Source organism: Thermococcus sp. GR5 (genome assembly GCF_012027535.1).
GTDB classification, from domain to species: Archaea; Methanobacteriota_B; Thermococci; order Thermococcales; family Thermococcaceae; genus Thermococcus; species Thermococcus onnurineus.
Genome location: NZ_SNUN01000003.1, coordinates 1 through 14448 on the forward strand (window position 1 = coordinate 1; position 14448 = coordinate 14448).

Annotated in this window: 12 protein-coding genes and 3 tRNA genes; 4 read left to right on the top strand and 11 right to left on the bottom strand. The window is 52.7% G+C overall.

What is annotated here, in order from left to right; translation table 11 throughout:
* Window positions 1-110 precede the first annotated feature (110 nt).
* Window positions 111-185, bottom strand: a tRNA-Cys gene (locus E3E33_RS03390).
* Between the two features lie 20 nt (window positions 186-205).
* A tRNA-Ser gene (locus E3E33_RS03395) sits at window positions 206-291 on the bottom strand.
* A gap of 111 nt (window positions 292-402) precedes the next feature.
* Here E3E33_RS03395 and E3E33_RS03400 point away from each other — a divergent pair.
* The 4 genes from E3E33_RS03400 to E3E33_RS03415 all read left to right on the top strand — a co-directional run bounded on the left by E3E33_RS03400 (window position 403) and on the right by E3E33_RS03415 (window position 3397).
* Window positions 403-1668: an Nre family DNA repair protein gene (locus E3E33_RS03400; protein WP_167712211.1), complete on the top strand. Its 1266-nt coding sequence runs from the start codon at window positions 403-405 to the stop codon at window positions 1666-1668.
* Between the two features lie 66 nt (window positions 1669-1734).
* A complete protein-coding gene (locus E3E33_RS03405; RefSeq protein ID WP_167712210.1) occupies window positions 1735-1935 on the top strand; it encodes a hypothetical protein in 201 nt (66 codons plus the stop codon).
* A complete protein-coding gene (locus tag E3E33_RS03410) occupies window positions 1932-2267 on the top strand; it encodes a type II toxin-antitoxin system PemK/MazF family toxin (RefSeq protein ID WP_167712209.1) in 336 nt (111 codons plus the stop codon). Before E3E33_RS03405 ends, E3E33_RS03410 begins: the two co-directional genes overlap by 4 nt.
* A 5-nt stretch (window positions 2268-2272) precedes the next feature.
* Window positions 2273-3397: an alkaline phosphatase family protein gene (locus E3E33_RS03415; RefSeq protein ID WP_167731671.1), complete on the top strand. Its 1125-nt coding sequence runs from the start codon at window positions 2273-2275 to the stop codon at window positions 3395-3397.
* Window positions 3398-3631: 234 nt separating this feature from the next.
* On the opposite strand, the gene E3E33_RS03420 is transcribed toward E3E33_RS03415, so the two are convergent.
* From E3E33_RS03420 to E3E33_RS03460, 9 genes are all read right to left on the bottom strand, one after another.
* Entirely contained in the window at window positions 3632-4279 is a 648-nt protein-coding gene (locus tag E3E33_RS03420) for a 30S ribosomal protein S7 (RefSeq protein WP_012571181.1), read from the bottom strand.
* A 5-nt stretch (window positions 4280-4284) separates the two neighbouring features.
* Window positions 4285-4728 (bottom strand): 30S ribosomal protein S12, encoded by a 444-nt coding sequence (locus E3E33_RS03425; protein WP_012571180.1) that lies wholly within the window; start codon window positions 4726-4728, stop codon window positions 4285-4287.
* Between the two features lie 10 nt (window positions 4729-4738).
* The gene (locus E3E33_RS03430) at window positions 4739-5176 is read right to left on the bottom strand and encodes a NusA-like transcription termination signal-binding factor (RefSeq protein ID WP_012571179.1); all 438 of its coding nucleotides are present in this window, start codon (window positions 5174-5176) and stop codon (window positions 4739-4741) included.
* Window positions 5176-5478 (bottom strand): 50S ribosomal protein L30e, encoded by a 303-nt coding sequence (locus E3E33_RS03435; protein WP_012571178.1) that lies wholly within the window; start codon window positions 5476-5478, stop codon window positions 5176-5178. The genes E3E33_RS03430 and E3E33_RS03435 overlap by 1 nt, the downstream gene beginning before the upstream one ends.
* A gap of 13 nt (window positions 5479-5491) precedes the next feature.
* Complete coding sequence (gene rpoA2 / locus E3E33_RS03440) at window positions 5492-6667, bottom strand: DNA-directed RNA polymerase subunit A'' (protein ID WP_012571177.1); 1176 nt, start codon at window positions 6665-6667, stop codon at window positions 5492-5494.
* Between the two features lie 5 nt (window positions 6668-6672).
* Window positions 6673-9390, bottom strand: coding sequence for a DNA-directed RNA polymerase subunit A' (locus E3E33_RS03445; RefSeq protein WP_167711807.1), 2718 nt, complete (start codon window positions 9388-9390; stop codon window positions 6673-6675).
* Between the two features lie 5 nt (window positions 9391-9395).
* Window positions 9396-12758 (bottom strand): DNA-directed RNA polymerase subunit B, encoded by a 3363-nt coding sequence (locus E3E33_RS03450; protein WP_012571175.1) that lies wholly within the window; start codon window positions 12756-12758, stop codon window positions 9396-9398.
* A 16-nt stretch (window positions 12759-12774) separates the two neighbouring features.
* A complete protein-coding gene (locus tag E3E33_RS03455; RefSeq protein WP_012571174.1) occupies window positions 12775-13023 on the bottom strand; it encodes a DNA-directed RNA polymerase subunit H in 249 nt (82 codons plus the stop codon).
* 1342 nt (window positions 13024-14365) lie between these two features.
* A tRNA-Ile gene (locus E3E33_RS03460) sits at window positions 14366-14443 on the bottom strand.
* Window positions 14444-14448: the final 5 nt, after the last annotated feature.

Below are 14448 nucleotides of genomic sequence, written 5' to 3' on the forward strand. Positions count from 1 at the left end.
GTAGCCCCCCGGAGGTTTAGGAGAAAAACGGGGTTTGTGGGGCGAAGCCCCACTTCGGGGGTTTGAGAGTACAGAGAGATAAAGGGGCGGAGCCCCCTTGTCTTTCGTTATGGAGCCGGGAGGGGGATTCGAACCCCCGTAAAGCGGATCTGCAGTCCACCGCCTCACCTCTAGGCTATCCCGGCATTTGACCCAGAGAAAGATTTGGCGCCGCGGAGGGGATTTGAACCCCTGTGGGCAGCGCCCACCGGCTTAGCAGGCCGGCGCCCTACCAGGCTAGGCTACCGCGGCACTCCAATGCCCGAGTTATATGAGCTGGAGGGGGTTTTTAAGTTTTTTGGAAGGTACTCGAGATGCCAGCGTCGGCAAACCATAAATACCTTCCCAGAGTAACTATCCCCGATGACCCAGCTCTTCAACTCCAAGCTCTGTGCCGTCTGCAAGGGCAAGAAACTCCTCTGCGGCAGGCCCACCTGTCCAATTCTCGAAAGGTTTAGGGTAGCCCATAGGGTGGAGGAAAAGCTCAATAAGCGCCACCTTTTTGGCTCTTCCCCGCCGAGCATCTTCGTTGGGGAGTACGGCTATCCTAAGGTTCGCATAGGCCCTCTCGTACCGCCAATTGAGGGAGATACCAGTCACCTTGACAGTCCCATGAAGTGGGAGGACAAGACGATAAGGGACATCCTTTACTACCGCTCGCTATTGGTTATGGGCGAGACGAAAGCAGACGTCCACGTAAGGATGAGCGGGAGAATACTTGGCGAGGTTCAGGAGCTGGCAATGTCGATAAAGCCCGTTGACAGCGAGATTTTGCTGAAGAAAAAGCCCGTTCTCAAAGTCCTCCCAAGCGAGTTTGCCCCGCCGATAGGGCCGAAGGCGGAGCTTTTGGACTTTGAGCTCACGGAGAATCCAAGGATTCCGAGGAGGACGGACTACGTCGTTAGCGATGAGCTAAAGGCAGAGCAGGCAATAATGAGGCTTTACAACTGGGGCTTTGACGAGTACTATATTATAAGGCTCCTCTCCGCGGGACTTCTCGGCGTTGACAAGAGGCTTGTTCCCACAAGGTGGAGCATCACCGCCGTTCAGGACACGATAGGGAATAACCTAAGGCGCGAAATTCTGAGCTATCCAGAGATAAACGACTACGAGGTCTACTTCTACCGCTTCCTCGGAAACCGCTACGCTGTTCTTCTCATGCCTGAGAGCTATGCCTTCGAACTCCTTGAGGTGTGGCTCAAGGGCTCGCTCTTCGGAAGCGACGAACCGAGCGTCATCCACGACTACGAGGACTTCCGCGGAAGAAAGGAGTACGTCAAGGAAACGGCCGGCGCCTACCATGCAGCTCGTCTGAGCGTTCTTGAAGCTTTGAGAGTGAGGAGGAGACAGGCAAGGATAGTAGTTTTCCGCGAGGTTACTCCCGAGTACTACGCCCCCGTTGGTGTCTGGCAGATAAGGCTCGGCGTCAAGAAAGCTATGAACAACCTCATCGGTCGCTTCTCAACGCTGAACGAGGCGCTAGAGGCCATAAAGCGCCGTCTTGAGCATCCGTTCGAGAAGTACCTCACGAGGAGCTACATACTTGGCAGCTTAGCGAGGCAGAAAACTTTAGACGAGTGGCTCGGAAAGAATTTATACCGGATTAACAAAGGGAACTACGGTGGATGACGATCACTCCATCCCACTGAAGTATGATGACTGCACGTCAGGCCGACACCGATTGGGGGTGATAGCGTGAGTGAGGATGTTAGAGTGATTGACGAAATATTGAAGATAGAGCGCAAACTTGAGGAGATAGAACACAAACTGGAGGAGCTGATTGAGGCAAGCGAGCTTTATGGAGTCGTAAAGCTCTCAGAAGAATCCCTCAGGGAGTTTCTAGAATCCGAACCAGACCTGTACTCCTACGAAGACCTTAAGGTGAGATTCAAATGAGTCTCAAGGGCAAGATAGTTCTTGTGCACTTTCCTTTCACAGATCTACGGGCAACTAAACTTCGTCCGGCACTTGTCCTGTACGAAGGAAAAGATGATGTTGTAGTGGCGTTCATTTCGTCGAGACTTGAGAAGTTCGAGCCAAAAACTGACGTTCTCGTTGAACGCTCTCATCTGGAATTTAAAGTCACTGGGCTTAAAGTTTCTTCGATTATTAAGCTCAACAAGATAGCGACAGTTCATAAGGGTCTCCTTGCAGGCATTCTAGGTGAAGTTGGAGACCTACTCAAGGAAGAGATAAACGTAAAACTCTGTAATACGCTTAGGCTGTGATGAACATGAAGAAGCTCGCGCTGATAAGCCTCGACGGCTGTGGGATTTACAACATCAAACACATGCCATTCCTGAGCGAGCTTGCTGAAAGCGGTGAGTTTGCGGTGGTTGACTCCATCTTTCCAACGCTCACGGACTTAGTTCACACCAGCGTGATGACGGGGATGTGGCCGAAAGATCACGGGGTCGTCGAGAACGGCTACTACGACCGCATCTCTGATCGGAAGGTCAACTTCTACAACTATGAGGTGGCCTTTAATCCCCACAAGGTCATTAAGTCCCCGACCATCATTGACCTGCTACGGCAGAAAGGTGTTAGAACCGCAGCCGTCAGCGGCTATACGATGCCCCCGTTCAGCGGGACGGACGTTAGAATCTTCCCACCCTTCTTTGCTGGCGATAGGATGTACCGTCAGCATGGTCGCGATTGGAGGAAGGACATCTGGGTCATGAACTCAGCCATCTACCTATACGAGGAATGCAGACCGGATTTGCTCCTCGTCCACTTTGCTTCGATAGACGGCATGAGCCACGACCATGGGCCGCTGAGCGAAGAGGCCCTGAAGGCCGTTGAGACCGTCGATACCGCAGTGAGAACCCTATGGGAGCGCCTGAAGGACGAGTACGCCTTCATAATCTTCGCCGACCACGGACAGGAGGAGGTTCACACCTGGGTGAACCTGAGAACATACCTCAGGAAACACGGCATCGAGACGCTACGCGTCTCCTCTGGCGGTGGAGTTCATGTTTATCTCAGAGACCCGAACCAGGCCGAGGAAGCTTTTGAAGTTCTGAGGAAGGCTCCGGGGGTCAAAGAAGTCTTTTTCCGCGATGAGCTTCCACACCTCGACACGCCGCTGAGCGGCGAGCTGATAGTCTCGGCCAAGCCCGGCTACTGGTTCTGCTCCCACAGAATGTGCAGGGGGATTAAGGGAGTAAGCCACTGGGTTAAGGGAATGCACGGCTCGATGAACGAGCCAGTTGTGAAGGTTCCACTGATACTGTGGGGTTTCGAGAAAGTTGAGCTTGAAAACCCGGGCCTCATGGACATAGCACCGACGGTTCTGGAGTTTTTTGGCGTTGAGAAGCCAGGGAATATGGTGGGAGAGAGTCTGCTAGATAGAAGTTGAATGGATGAAGGAGAAAGAGGACAAGAATCAGTCCCTTCGGCCTTCTTCATGCTAATTTCGGCGCTTTAACTTTTTCCAGTAAATCATAGAATTCATACTAATTACTTCATGATTGTTCTGCGCTTTCATATGTCACAACCAGTTCTCAAAATTATATTCCCTAAAAACATTGCAAGTGGGGGCAAAGTAGAAGCGTAGAAACAGAAGAGAACAAGAAGGGAAACCTGCCAGCCCTCAGCGTGAGGACTGGGCAATCCTCTCGATCTCTTCCTTCTTGCTGTAGGCGAAGCTCTTCGGATCCTTGTTAGCTGCTGCGATTATCTCCTCGGCAAGGGCCTGGGCGTAGCTGGTCTTGTTGCGGTAGCACTTGGCGCTCGCACCGAGGGCGATGTTCTTGAGGGCTATGTCGAGTCTCCTGAGCGGTGAAACGTCAACGGCCATGTGATAGCGGATTCCACCAAAAGCTATGGTGGTCGTGTCTTCCCTCGGGGCAGAGTTCTCGATAGCCCTTATGAAAACCTGAATCGGGTTCTGCTTGGTCCTTCTCTCGATGATCATGAAGGCCTCCTTGACGACCTCGTAGGCCTTCATCTTCTTGCCCATGAGGGAGCGGTGCTCTCTCCTCATGAAGTGGCCGCCGACCTTGTGGCTGCTGGCACCACTGCGCATGACCTTGTTGATGAGCCTCTCGACGATGTGAACCTGAGCCTTTCCAAAGGGCTTCTTGGCGTGCCTTCCGTGGCTGTGCGGAAGAATCCTTGGCTCGAGGTTGATGTAGGGCCTGAGCGAGGGATCGTTCACAACGACGTCCTCAACGCTCCACCTTCCCATGACCTTGAGCTCCTTAGGCTGGTAGAACCTCTCGGTGAGCGGCTTGGCCATTTCCTTCACCTCCTCGGCTTCTCCTTTCTGCCCTTAACGAGCTCCTTGAGGGAAACCCTGTTCACCTTGACGACCTTGTACCTGATTCCTGGGATATCACCCATAGAACCGCCCTTTGGACCGCCGATTCCCTCGATGATGACCTCGTCGTGCTCGTCGATGTGGTTGATAGCACCGTCACCCGGGGTGAACGCGGTAACGACCTTACCGTTCTTGATGAGCTGAACACGAACTGCCTTACGCATTCCAGAGTTGGGCTGCTTAGCCTCGACGGCTATCTTCTCGAGGACGATTCCCTTGGCCTGCGGGGCTCCCTCGAGCGGGTCGCTCTTCTCCTTAAGGCGAAGGACTCTTCTCTTATACCTTATGTCGCTCCAGCGGAACTTCTTCCTCTTGAGCTTGAGCTTTCTACCAGCGAACTCTCCATATGGAGCCTTCTTTCCCGGCATGAGCATCACCTCAAATTATGATCACGTCGTGAATACCGTGGTGTCTCTCCATCAATTCTTTCACGAGGTTGATGTTCTGGCCGCCCCTTCCAATGGCGCGCGGTTTCTCGCGCGGGCCTATGTCCAGGAGGGCGACCTTTTTACCATCCCTCTTTTCAGTGATGTGGACTTTTTTAACCTTTACCCCGAGACTCTTATAAATGTTCCTCAGAAACTCTTCGGGATTCTCCGAGTGCTCGATGAGCTCTATCTCCTTTCCAAGCATGTTCTGAACGCGCTTGACGTTGGCTCCCTTCTTTCCGAGGGCAAGTCCCATCTCGCCCCTCTTGATAACGTAGATAAGCCTGTTCCTGTTGCTGTCGATGAGGCAGTCAAGCACTGTAGCTCCCGTCATGCTCTCGAAGAGGGCTATGTACTTTATCTGATCAGTGTTGAGCTTGAGCGGCATTACTCCTTACCCCCGAGGGCCAGGATTTTGCTCTCACCCGGGTCTACCACTGCCAGAGCCGAGACAGTGTGCGGCCTTCCGAGGATGGTGCCGAGCTCAACGCTTGTTCCCTCAAACTCGTAAACCGGAATGCCGCTGAGCTTGGCGTAGTAGTAGATGTCCTCCTTGATGTCCGGCCTGGCGTTTCTGGCCACTATAATCAGCTTCGCCCCACCCATCTTGGCGAGCTGGATGGTCTTCTTAGCTCCCTTGATTATCTTTCCGGTCTCGTCAGCCTTCCTAAGTTCGAAAGCTAGATCCATCAATCACACCTCCCTACTCCCTTTTCGGTCTCAGGGGGAGATTCATTGCCAGTTTGACGATTCCGGTTCCGACTGGAACCGGCTGTCCTATGAGGACGTTCTCAACGACACCGTTGAGCGGGTCGGTTTCACCCCTCTCAGCGGCCTCGAAGAGGTGCTGAGTGGTGATCTCGAACGCGGCCCTGGCAAGCACGCTGGCCTTCTCCCCAACTATGCCGTGCCTGCCTATGGGCAGTATGACGCCGTCGAGCGTCATCATATCGGCAACAAGCATGATGTGCCTGACATCCACCTCAAGACCCTGATCGCGCATCGTGTTGACGATTTCCTCGATGATGGCGTTTCTTGCAGCCTCGATTCCGAGCACCTCGGCGATCTCGTGGATGTTGTTCGTCCTCGTCCTCGTCGGGTCAACACCGGGAACCTTGAGGATCTGCTTGAAGTTGGAACCCTCTGTGTAGATGACGTACTCGTCGCCTTCCTTCCTGATAATCGTCTTTCCGACGCCCGAGAGACCCTTAAGGCGATGCTTTTTAACCTTTTCGGAGAGTCTCCTAAGGTCGGAGAGCTTGGTTACCTTCTTGGGCCTCATAATGAGCGTGTAGCCATCTACTTCGAACTCTGCGCTCTTGAAGGAGCTCTCCAACTTTTTCTGAATCTTCTCCATGTCGAGGCCACTCTTCTCAAGTCTCTCCGGGTCAATCTCAACGATGAATTCAAAGTTGAGGATGTCAATGCTCATCTCCCTCGCGAGGTTCTCAAGGGTCGTTCCCTCAATGCGCCTCGCAACTTCTAGGGCCTTCTCCCTATCGTATCTGTGCTTCTCGTCGAGGTAGACGGTCATGATTGGCGTGGACGGGTTCTTTCTGGCATCAACAATCTCGATGATTCTCGGCAGACCAAGGGTAACATTTATCTCTGCGACACCAGCGTAGTGGAAGGTGTTAAGGGTCATCTGCGTTGAGGGCTCACCGATAGACTGAGCAGCAACGGTTCCTATAGCCTCTCCAGGCTCGACGAGTGAGTTTTGGTACTCCTTAACGGTCTCCTCTATGATGGCCTCGACTTCGGCCTTCTTGAACTTGTACTTCTTGTTGTACTCGATGAGCTTGTTGTAAAGCTCCTCCTTGATGTTATCGGGGAGGTCGGCCTTATCGACGAGGCTCTTGATAGTCTTGGCAGCAACCATTTCTCTCACCCCTTACTCCTGACCTTAAGCAGGGTTCTCACAATCACCCTATCCACATCCACGGTCTTACCCTGCCAGCTCTTCATAGGATCAACGCCATCCTCACCGTACTTGAACTGGACGATGATGCCTGTTGGATCCCTGACGGTTCCGTCGTAGTCCACCTTGAGATCCTGGAGGGCGTTGATAAGCCTGCGCTGCATGTAACCGCTCTGGGCAGTCCTGACTGCCGTATCGACGAGACCTTCCCTTCCACCCATGGCGTGGAAGAAGTACTCCTGCGGCGTTAGTCCGCTCTTGTAGGAGTTGACGACGAATCCCCTTGCTCTGGCTCCCAGGTCACCAGGCCTGAAGTGGGTCAGAACCCTTTCGCGGTAGCCGCGGTAGAGACGCTTTCCACGGATAGACTGCTGACCGAGCATTGCCGCCATCTGGGTGATGTTGAGCATCTTACCCCTCGCTCCGGTCTTGGCCATGATGACCGCGTGGTTTGTCATACCGAGGTATTTCTCAGCGACTTTACCTGCGTTGTCACGAGCCTCGGCAAGGACGGCCATGATGTTGCTCTCAAGGGTCTCTTCAAGGGTCTTACCTGGGAGAGGTTCGAGCTCACCGTTCTTGTAGGCCTCTATGAGCCTGTTAACCCTCTCCTCAGCCTCGCGTATAATCTCCTTGATTCTGTCAAGAGCCTCGGTCGGAAGGTCTTCATCGTCTATCGCAGTCGTGAAGCCCTTGTGGGTTATCACCCATATGGCGAGCTTGGTGACCTGATCAAGGAACTGTCTGGCCCTCTCAACGCCGTACTCTCTCACGATGATGTCGAGTATCTTACCATCCTCTCTTCCGTAGGCCTTCTTATCAACGACACCGCTAAGGAGCTTGCCGTTGAGGATGTACGTGAAGCCATCATAGGCAAGCTTTCTCACTTCCTCTTCGTCCGGGATGAGCTTCTCCTCGATGAGCTTTTCAAGGGCCTCGCAGCGCTCCGGATCGTCACAGAGCTTGTTTCTGTACCAGATGGTCAAGTCTTCGGGCAGGAGAAGGGAGAATATGGTCTTTCCGCTCCAGAGTTCAACGCCGTTCTCGACCTTGTCTGGCTTGGGGAGCTTGTCAACGTCAACGCCGGCAAACATAAGCATCTGCTCGACCTCTGAGCGAGTGAAGTAGGCTCCCTCGCGCGTTAGGAGGTAGCCGCCGGAAATGTGATCCTGTATTCCCGCTATGAGTGGGCCACCGTAACGCGGCGAGATGATGTGGTTCTGGACTTCCATGAGTATCTTGGCCTCTGCCTGGGCTTCCTCCGTCTGCGGCACGTGGAGGTTCATTTCGTCACCGTCGAAGTCAGCGTTATAAGGCGGACAGACGGCGAGGTTGAGTCTGAAGGTCTTGTAAGGCATGACTCTGACGCGGTGGGCCATGATGGACATCCTGTGAAGCGACGGTTGTCTGTTGAAGAGGACTATGTCACCGTCGAGGAGGTGTCTCTCAACCGTCCAGCCTATGTCGAGTTTCTCAGCGATGATCTCGAGGTTGTTTTCCATGAGCCTGATTCTTCTTCCCTCGGGATCGATAACATAGTTAGCTCCAGGATACTTCTCGGGCCCATTGAGGACCATTTTCTTGAGCTTCTCGTAGTTGAACTCAGTGACCTTTTCGGGAACGGTGAGCTCCATGGCTACCGCTATCGGAACACCGACCTCGTTGATGCTTATCATCGGATCGGGACTGATAACTGTACGAGCGGAGAAGTTAACACGCTTACCGCTGAGGTTGCCCCTGAAGCGTCCCTCCTTACCCTTAAGTCTCTGGGCGAGGGTCTTGAGGGGCCTTCCGCTCTTGTGCTTGGCCGGCGGAATTCCGGAGGTTTCGTTGTTGATGTAGGTAGTAACGTGGTACTGGAGAAGGTCCCAGAGATCCTCGATGATGAGCTGAGGAGCTCCAGCCTCTATGTTGGACTTGAGCCTGTTGTTGATACGGATTATGTCGACGAGCTTGTGGGTGAGGTCGTCCTCCGCCCTAATACCGCTCTCGAGGGTGATGGACGGTCTCATTGTAACCGGCGGAACCGGAAGGACGGTGAGAACCATCCACTCCGGCCTGGCCTTCTCTGGGTGCAGGCCGAGAAGCGGGAGGTCTTTGTCAGGTATCTTCTCAAGCCTGTCCCTGACCTCGCTCGGCATCATCCTGTGCCTGTACTCGTTGCCTTCCTCGTCCCTCCTAAGCTCCCAGTAGATGGTCGGTCTCTCAAACTTGATCGGGAACTGCGGGGCACCACAGTGTGGGCAGACCATTCTCTCCTTCGCTTTCTTGTGTATTTCCTTGATGAGCCTGTCCTTGGCTTTCTTCCTGTCGCCCATGACTTCGAACTTCCTCATGTACTCATCTATTTCCTCGTCGGTGAGCTTTATCCTTCCGCACTCCCTACAGGTGCTCTCGAGGACGCGGTGGATGGTCTTGGCGAAACCGACGTGGATTATCGGCCTGGCAAGCTCAACGTGGCCGAAGTGACCGGGGCAATCTCCAGCCCTCGCTCCACAGGTCTCACACCTGAGTCCAGGGTCAATGACACCCAGCCTTTTGTCCATGAGGCCGCCTTCGATTGGGTAACCATCATCGTCGTAAGTGTCTGGAACGGTTATCTCGGCCGCGCTCATCTTCCTGATTTCTTGGGGTGAGAGGATTCCGAACTCAATACTCCCGATGACCTTTTTCATCGACTGCATGGCAATCACACCCTGTCAACGATATTGAGAGACGGCCTTATTCCCATAGCCTTCAGCTCATCGAGCAGCAGCTTGAAAGCGTAGCTCATCTCTACCTTGCTTATCTTTTCTTCCTCTCCACATACCGGACAGTAGACCTTTCCTCTGCGTTTATCCTCTAGGGCCAGATGTCCACAGCTTTCGCAGGCCCATACCTCAGTCTTGTCGCTCTCCTCGAGGAGACGCTCTATGAGCAGCATTGCAGCGCCGTGACCGATGAGGACGTCACGCTCCATCTCACCGAACCTGAGACCACCTTCCCTGGCCCTACCCTCGGTCGGCTGCTTGGTGAGAACCTGCACAGGACCCCTGCTCCTCGCGTGCATCTTGTCAGCGACCATGTGGTGGAGTCTCTGGTAATAGATGACACCGACGAATATGTCAGCCTCTAATCTTCTTCCAGTTATGCCATCGTACATGACTTCCCTGCCGCTGTGCTTGAAGCCGAGCTCTTCAAGCTCCTTCCTGAGCCTCTCTTCAGGCTCTCCGATGAAGGCGGTACCATCAACCCTTCTTCCCTTGAGTGAAGCCACCTTTCCGCCTATGGCCTCTATGAGCTGTCCGACGGTCATACGGGAGGGGATACCGTGCGGGTTGACTATGAGGTCTGGCACTATTCCGCTCTCGGTCCAGGGCATGTCCTCCTGTGGAACAATGAGGCCTATAACACCCTTCTGACCGTGCCTTGAGGCGAACTTGTCTCCGAACTCTGGAATTCTGAGATCCCTGACGGTGACCTTGACGAGCTTGGTTCCGTCACCGGTCTCGGTGATGATAACCTTGTCAACTATGCCCTTCTCGCTCGGTCTGACAGCTACGCTGGTCTCTCTTCTTTCCTGGAGGATTATTCCCCCAAGGCCGCTCTGTTCCTCAAGGAACCTCGGTGGGGAGGTCCTTCCGACGAGGACGTCCTTACCCTCGACTTTTGACTCTGGGAAGATTATACCATCCTCATCGAGGTGTCTGTAGTACTTCTCACCGAGATAGCCCTGTATGGTCGGGTCCGGAACCTCAAAGCGATCGGTCTGACCACCGAGGTAGCGCTTCTCCTCAGCTTCGTAGGTTCTGAAGAAGGTACTCCTCGCGAGTCCCCTCTCAATGGAGGCCTTGTTCATTATGATTGCATCCTCCATGTTGTATCCCTGGTAGCTAAGAACCGCGACGACAAAGTTCTGACCTGCTGGCCTCTCCTCGAAACCGACGGCCTTCATTATCCTTGAGTTGACGAGCGGAACTTGCGGGTAGTGCATGAAGTGACCACGGGTGTCAACACGAATCCTGAAGTTGGCCCAGCCGAGACCGAGGCTCTGCTTGGCCATACCTGCACCGTAGGTGTTACGCGGGGCAGCGTTGTGCTCAGGATACGGAACGAGCGAAGCTGGAATACCAAGTATGGCAGCGGGCATCAGCTCAAGGTGTGTGTGCTCTGCAGTTACTTCCCACGGCCATGTTGCAACGTAGGCGTTCTCCTCTTCCTCGGCGTCGAGATACTCAATGACACCCATCTTGATGAGATCACTCCAGGTGAGCGTTCCGTTCTTTATGCCCTCGACGTGTTCGCGGGTGAGCTTTGGCTGGCCGTTCTCGACTATGATAAGAGGCCTTCTCACCCTACCGTCGTCGCTGTTGACATAGATTTCCTTCACTTCCTCGTCCTGGTAGATAGCCACGTTGATGACGTCGCTTATCCTTCCGCTCCTTCTGTCTGCCCTTATCCTCTTGACAAGTCTCTCTCCGTCCTCAACTGTTCCAATGAGAACACCGTTTAGATAGACACGCCAGAGCTCTAGACTCGGCCTCTTCTCCTCGATCGGAACGACGCCAAGCCTGTTAAGGTAATCCCTGACTTCCTCCTCAGGAATTCCGGTGGTTATCTGGGCCATCAAAGCCAGGTTCTTGACGAGACCACAGTTTGGACCTTCTGGCGTTTCCGTCGGACAGATCCTGCCCCAGTGGGTTCCGTGTAGATCACGGGCCTCGAAGTGGGGCTGATCCCTGCTGAGCGGAGAAGTGACACGCCTGAGGTGAGAAAGGGTTGACATGTAGTTGGTTCTGTCAAGAAGCTGGCTTACACCGGTTCTTCCACCAGGCCAGGCACCGGTCGCAAGGGCGTGCTCAATTCTCTCGCTGAGAACGTCTGGTCTTATCGAGTTTCTCACGAACCTCTGAATGTTCTCAAAGGTGTAGCGTTCGCCCTTCCTCTGGTAGGTCTTGGTCATCTGGTACTGCATGTCCTTAACAAGCTGGCCGAAGGCGACGCGGAAGAGGTCCCTCAGGAGGTCACCGGCGAGCTTGAGCCTCTTGTTGGCGTAGTGGTCTTTATCATCCTCGCCACGCAGGCCAAGGGAAAGCTCAAGGACCTTAAGGGCCATCATGCCGAGGTAGTATGCCTTGGCGCGCCTGTCTTTCTCCTCGACGCCCATGTGCGGCAGGAGGTTGTTGTCTATGATGTGCTCGGCTCTTCTAAGCCTGTACTCCTTCGGCTGGCCCGGCAAAGCAAGCTTACCAATGTAGTCCAGAGCCTCCTCCCTGCTCATTATGTCGCTGGCATCCTCGAGGTTGTCGAAGAGGACCTGCTGTATCCTCGGATCGTCGCTTACCGCTTCAACTATCTCCTTGTCGCTCTCAAGACCGAGGGCGCGCATGACGTAGACGAACTTAACAGGTCTCGGAACGTTCGGGATGTTGACGTAGAGAATACCATCCTTTCTTCTCTCAACGGTGATTAGAGCCCTGTATCCGTGTCTGTAGGAGAAGCACTTTGCTATAATTCTGTTCTGCCTTTCGTCTCTCTCGACGAGGGTCTTGTTCGGGGCAAGGTCTTCGATAGAGACAATAACCCTCTCAGAGCCGTTGATGATAAAGTATCCTCCTGGATCCTTCGGGTCCTCGCCGAGCTTGATGAGCTCCTCGTCGCTCAGGCCGTAAAGCCTACAGGCCTTTGACTTGAGCATTATTGGGAGCTCGCCTATGCGAACCTCAACCGGCTCCTGTGCAATGCCGTTGACGACGGGAATGAGTTCGAGGTAAAGTGGAGCTGAGTAAGTCAGGTTCCTTATACGAGCGTCCATTGGGTAGAGCGGCTTCCTTTGCCCCTGAGCCTCCTGGAACTCAGGCTCGCCGAGGCGAATCTTTCCGAACTTGACCTCGAAGTCAGGAATGTCCGGCTTTATGCCGCCGAACTCGTTTATAACCTGCTGCATTCCGTAGTCTATGAATGCGTTGTAAGAGTCAAGGTGCTGTCTAACCAGTCCCTTCTCCTTCCAGTAAGCTTCCATAACGAGCCAAAGATCGTCGGGAGTAACATCTACAACGGTTGGCCCTCTCATGGTCTCACCTCAAGAATCAGTCCTCCACCACGAGGCGATAGTAGTAATAATAGCCCGCCGTTGGGCTTTTCCTTTTGATCTCGAGAACGTCTCCAGGCTTAGCACCGAGAGCGACAACAGCCGGGTCCGAGGCCTTAATCTGCGGAAGCTGAGAAATTTTAATTCTGTACTTCCTGAGGAGCTCCTCCTTCTCCTCCTCGCTGAGTATTCTGTGCTCGGGAACCAGCTCATGGGTGAATATATCAAATTCTTTTTTCGCCGCCACCGAGAATTGCCCCCTTAACATTTTTTAAGAATGATTACCACTACCTCCCACCTGCGGGTTTCGGTATATAAGCTTTTCGAGTAGTAACTGGCTTGTAGGAGTTTATATCGGTTACGAAAAGTTTAAGAACCGTTTTTCGCGCCGAAAAGCGACTTTAGTGTACTAGTATGTTCACCAATACTGGAAAAGACTTATAAAGGCTCTGCATAGGTTCGAGGTTCGAACTTCTGGAAAAACGACCAAATGGCTAGAATTTGTTGGAGATTCGACATTATTGGTGATAGAATATTGGCGCCATACTCGCTTTTTATGGGGTCAATTGCCATATTCAACCAAAACAAGATCAAAATTGGTCAGTTTTTGGTAAGAAACGGAGAACGTTTGAGGCTTTAAATTGGGAGTTAGTTCTTAAAAGGGAGTATTTGGGAGTACTTCTATTTCGTGCTTTAACGTGGGTAAACAAGCTTTATTCTTTTAGATTTGATCAAACTTCGCGCAGACGAATAAACTTTGCATAGCAAAGTTTAATCAAAAGATGCCCGTTATCATAAGAATGCCGAACATCAAGCGTGAACTCTTTTTGTGGCCCATTAGCAAAGGGTTTAACTCCAAAAGTAGCCCTTTAAGAAGTTTGCTTTTTATTCTGGCGTCCGAGGACGCCTTGAGGAGAGCAAACACTATGAAATGGCAATCCGATGAGTAAACCCGCTAAAAATCCAGTACCCTTAGAATAGTACGCTTTCTTTCGCCAGCGCTTGCGGGGGAAGCTTTTGGGGAAAGCTTCACCAAAAGTTTGTAGCTCTCTGTATTGTCGCATTTGGAAAAGTTTTGGTTTTTCTTCCTCTTGAGAACCCTGTTTTTAATTGAGAACAATAAACAAAATGCCGAGCTTATCAAAAAAGTTTGCTTTCTTTTGATGCCCTATGGGAGTCTTTTTAGGGTTAAACCCCTTTACAAGGAGCACCTAGATGAGTTCTCGCCAAAACAATTGGTTTCAAGTAGAAAACCCTTCAAGAACCTGCACTTCAAGAAAGAGCTACAAACTTTGATCAAACTTTTGCTCGGCAAGCAAACTTTGCTTTGCAAAGTTTGATCAAAGAGTGCCCTTCTCATCAAAGATCAAAAAGCCAGTCGTGCACTGTTCAAGAAGCAAGTTTAAAGGGGTTTAACTTTTAAATCAAACCTTTCAAGCAGTTTCACATTTTTATCAGCGCCCCAAGGGCGCCTTCCCAGAGTGAAACACTCACCAAAGGAGCAAGTGAGTAAAAACCCATTTCAGAAATGCAACTTGTAGAAAAGGCACCTCCTTTTCCGCCAGCGCTTGCGCAAGCAAGGGCTGTTGTGGTGGGCCCGGGGGGCTTTGAACCCCCGACCACGCGGTTATGAGCCGCGCGCTCTGACCAGGCTGAGCTACGGGCCCACTGC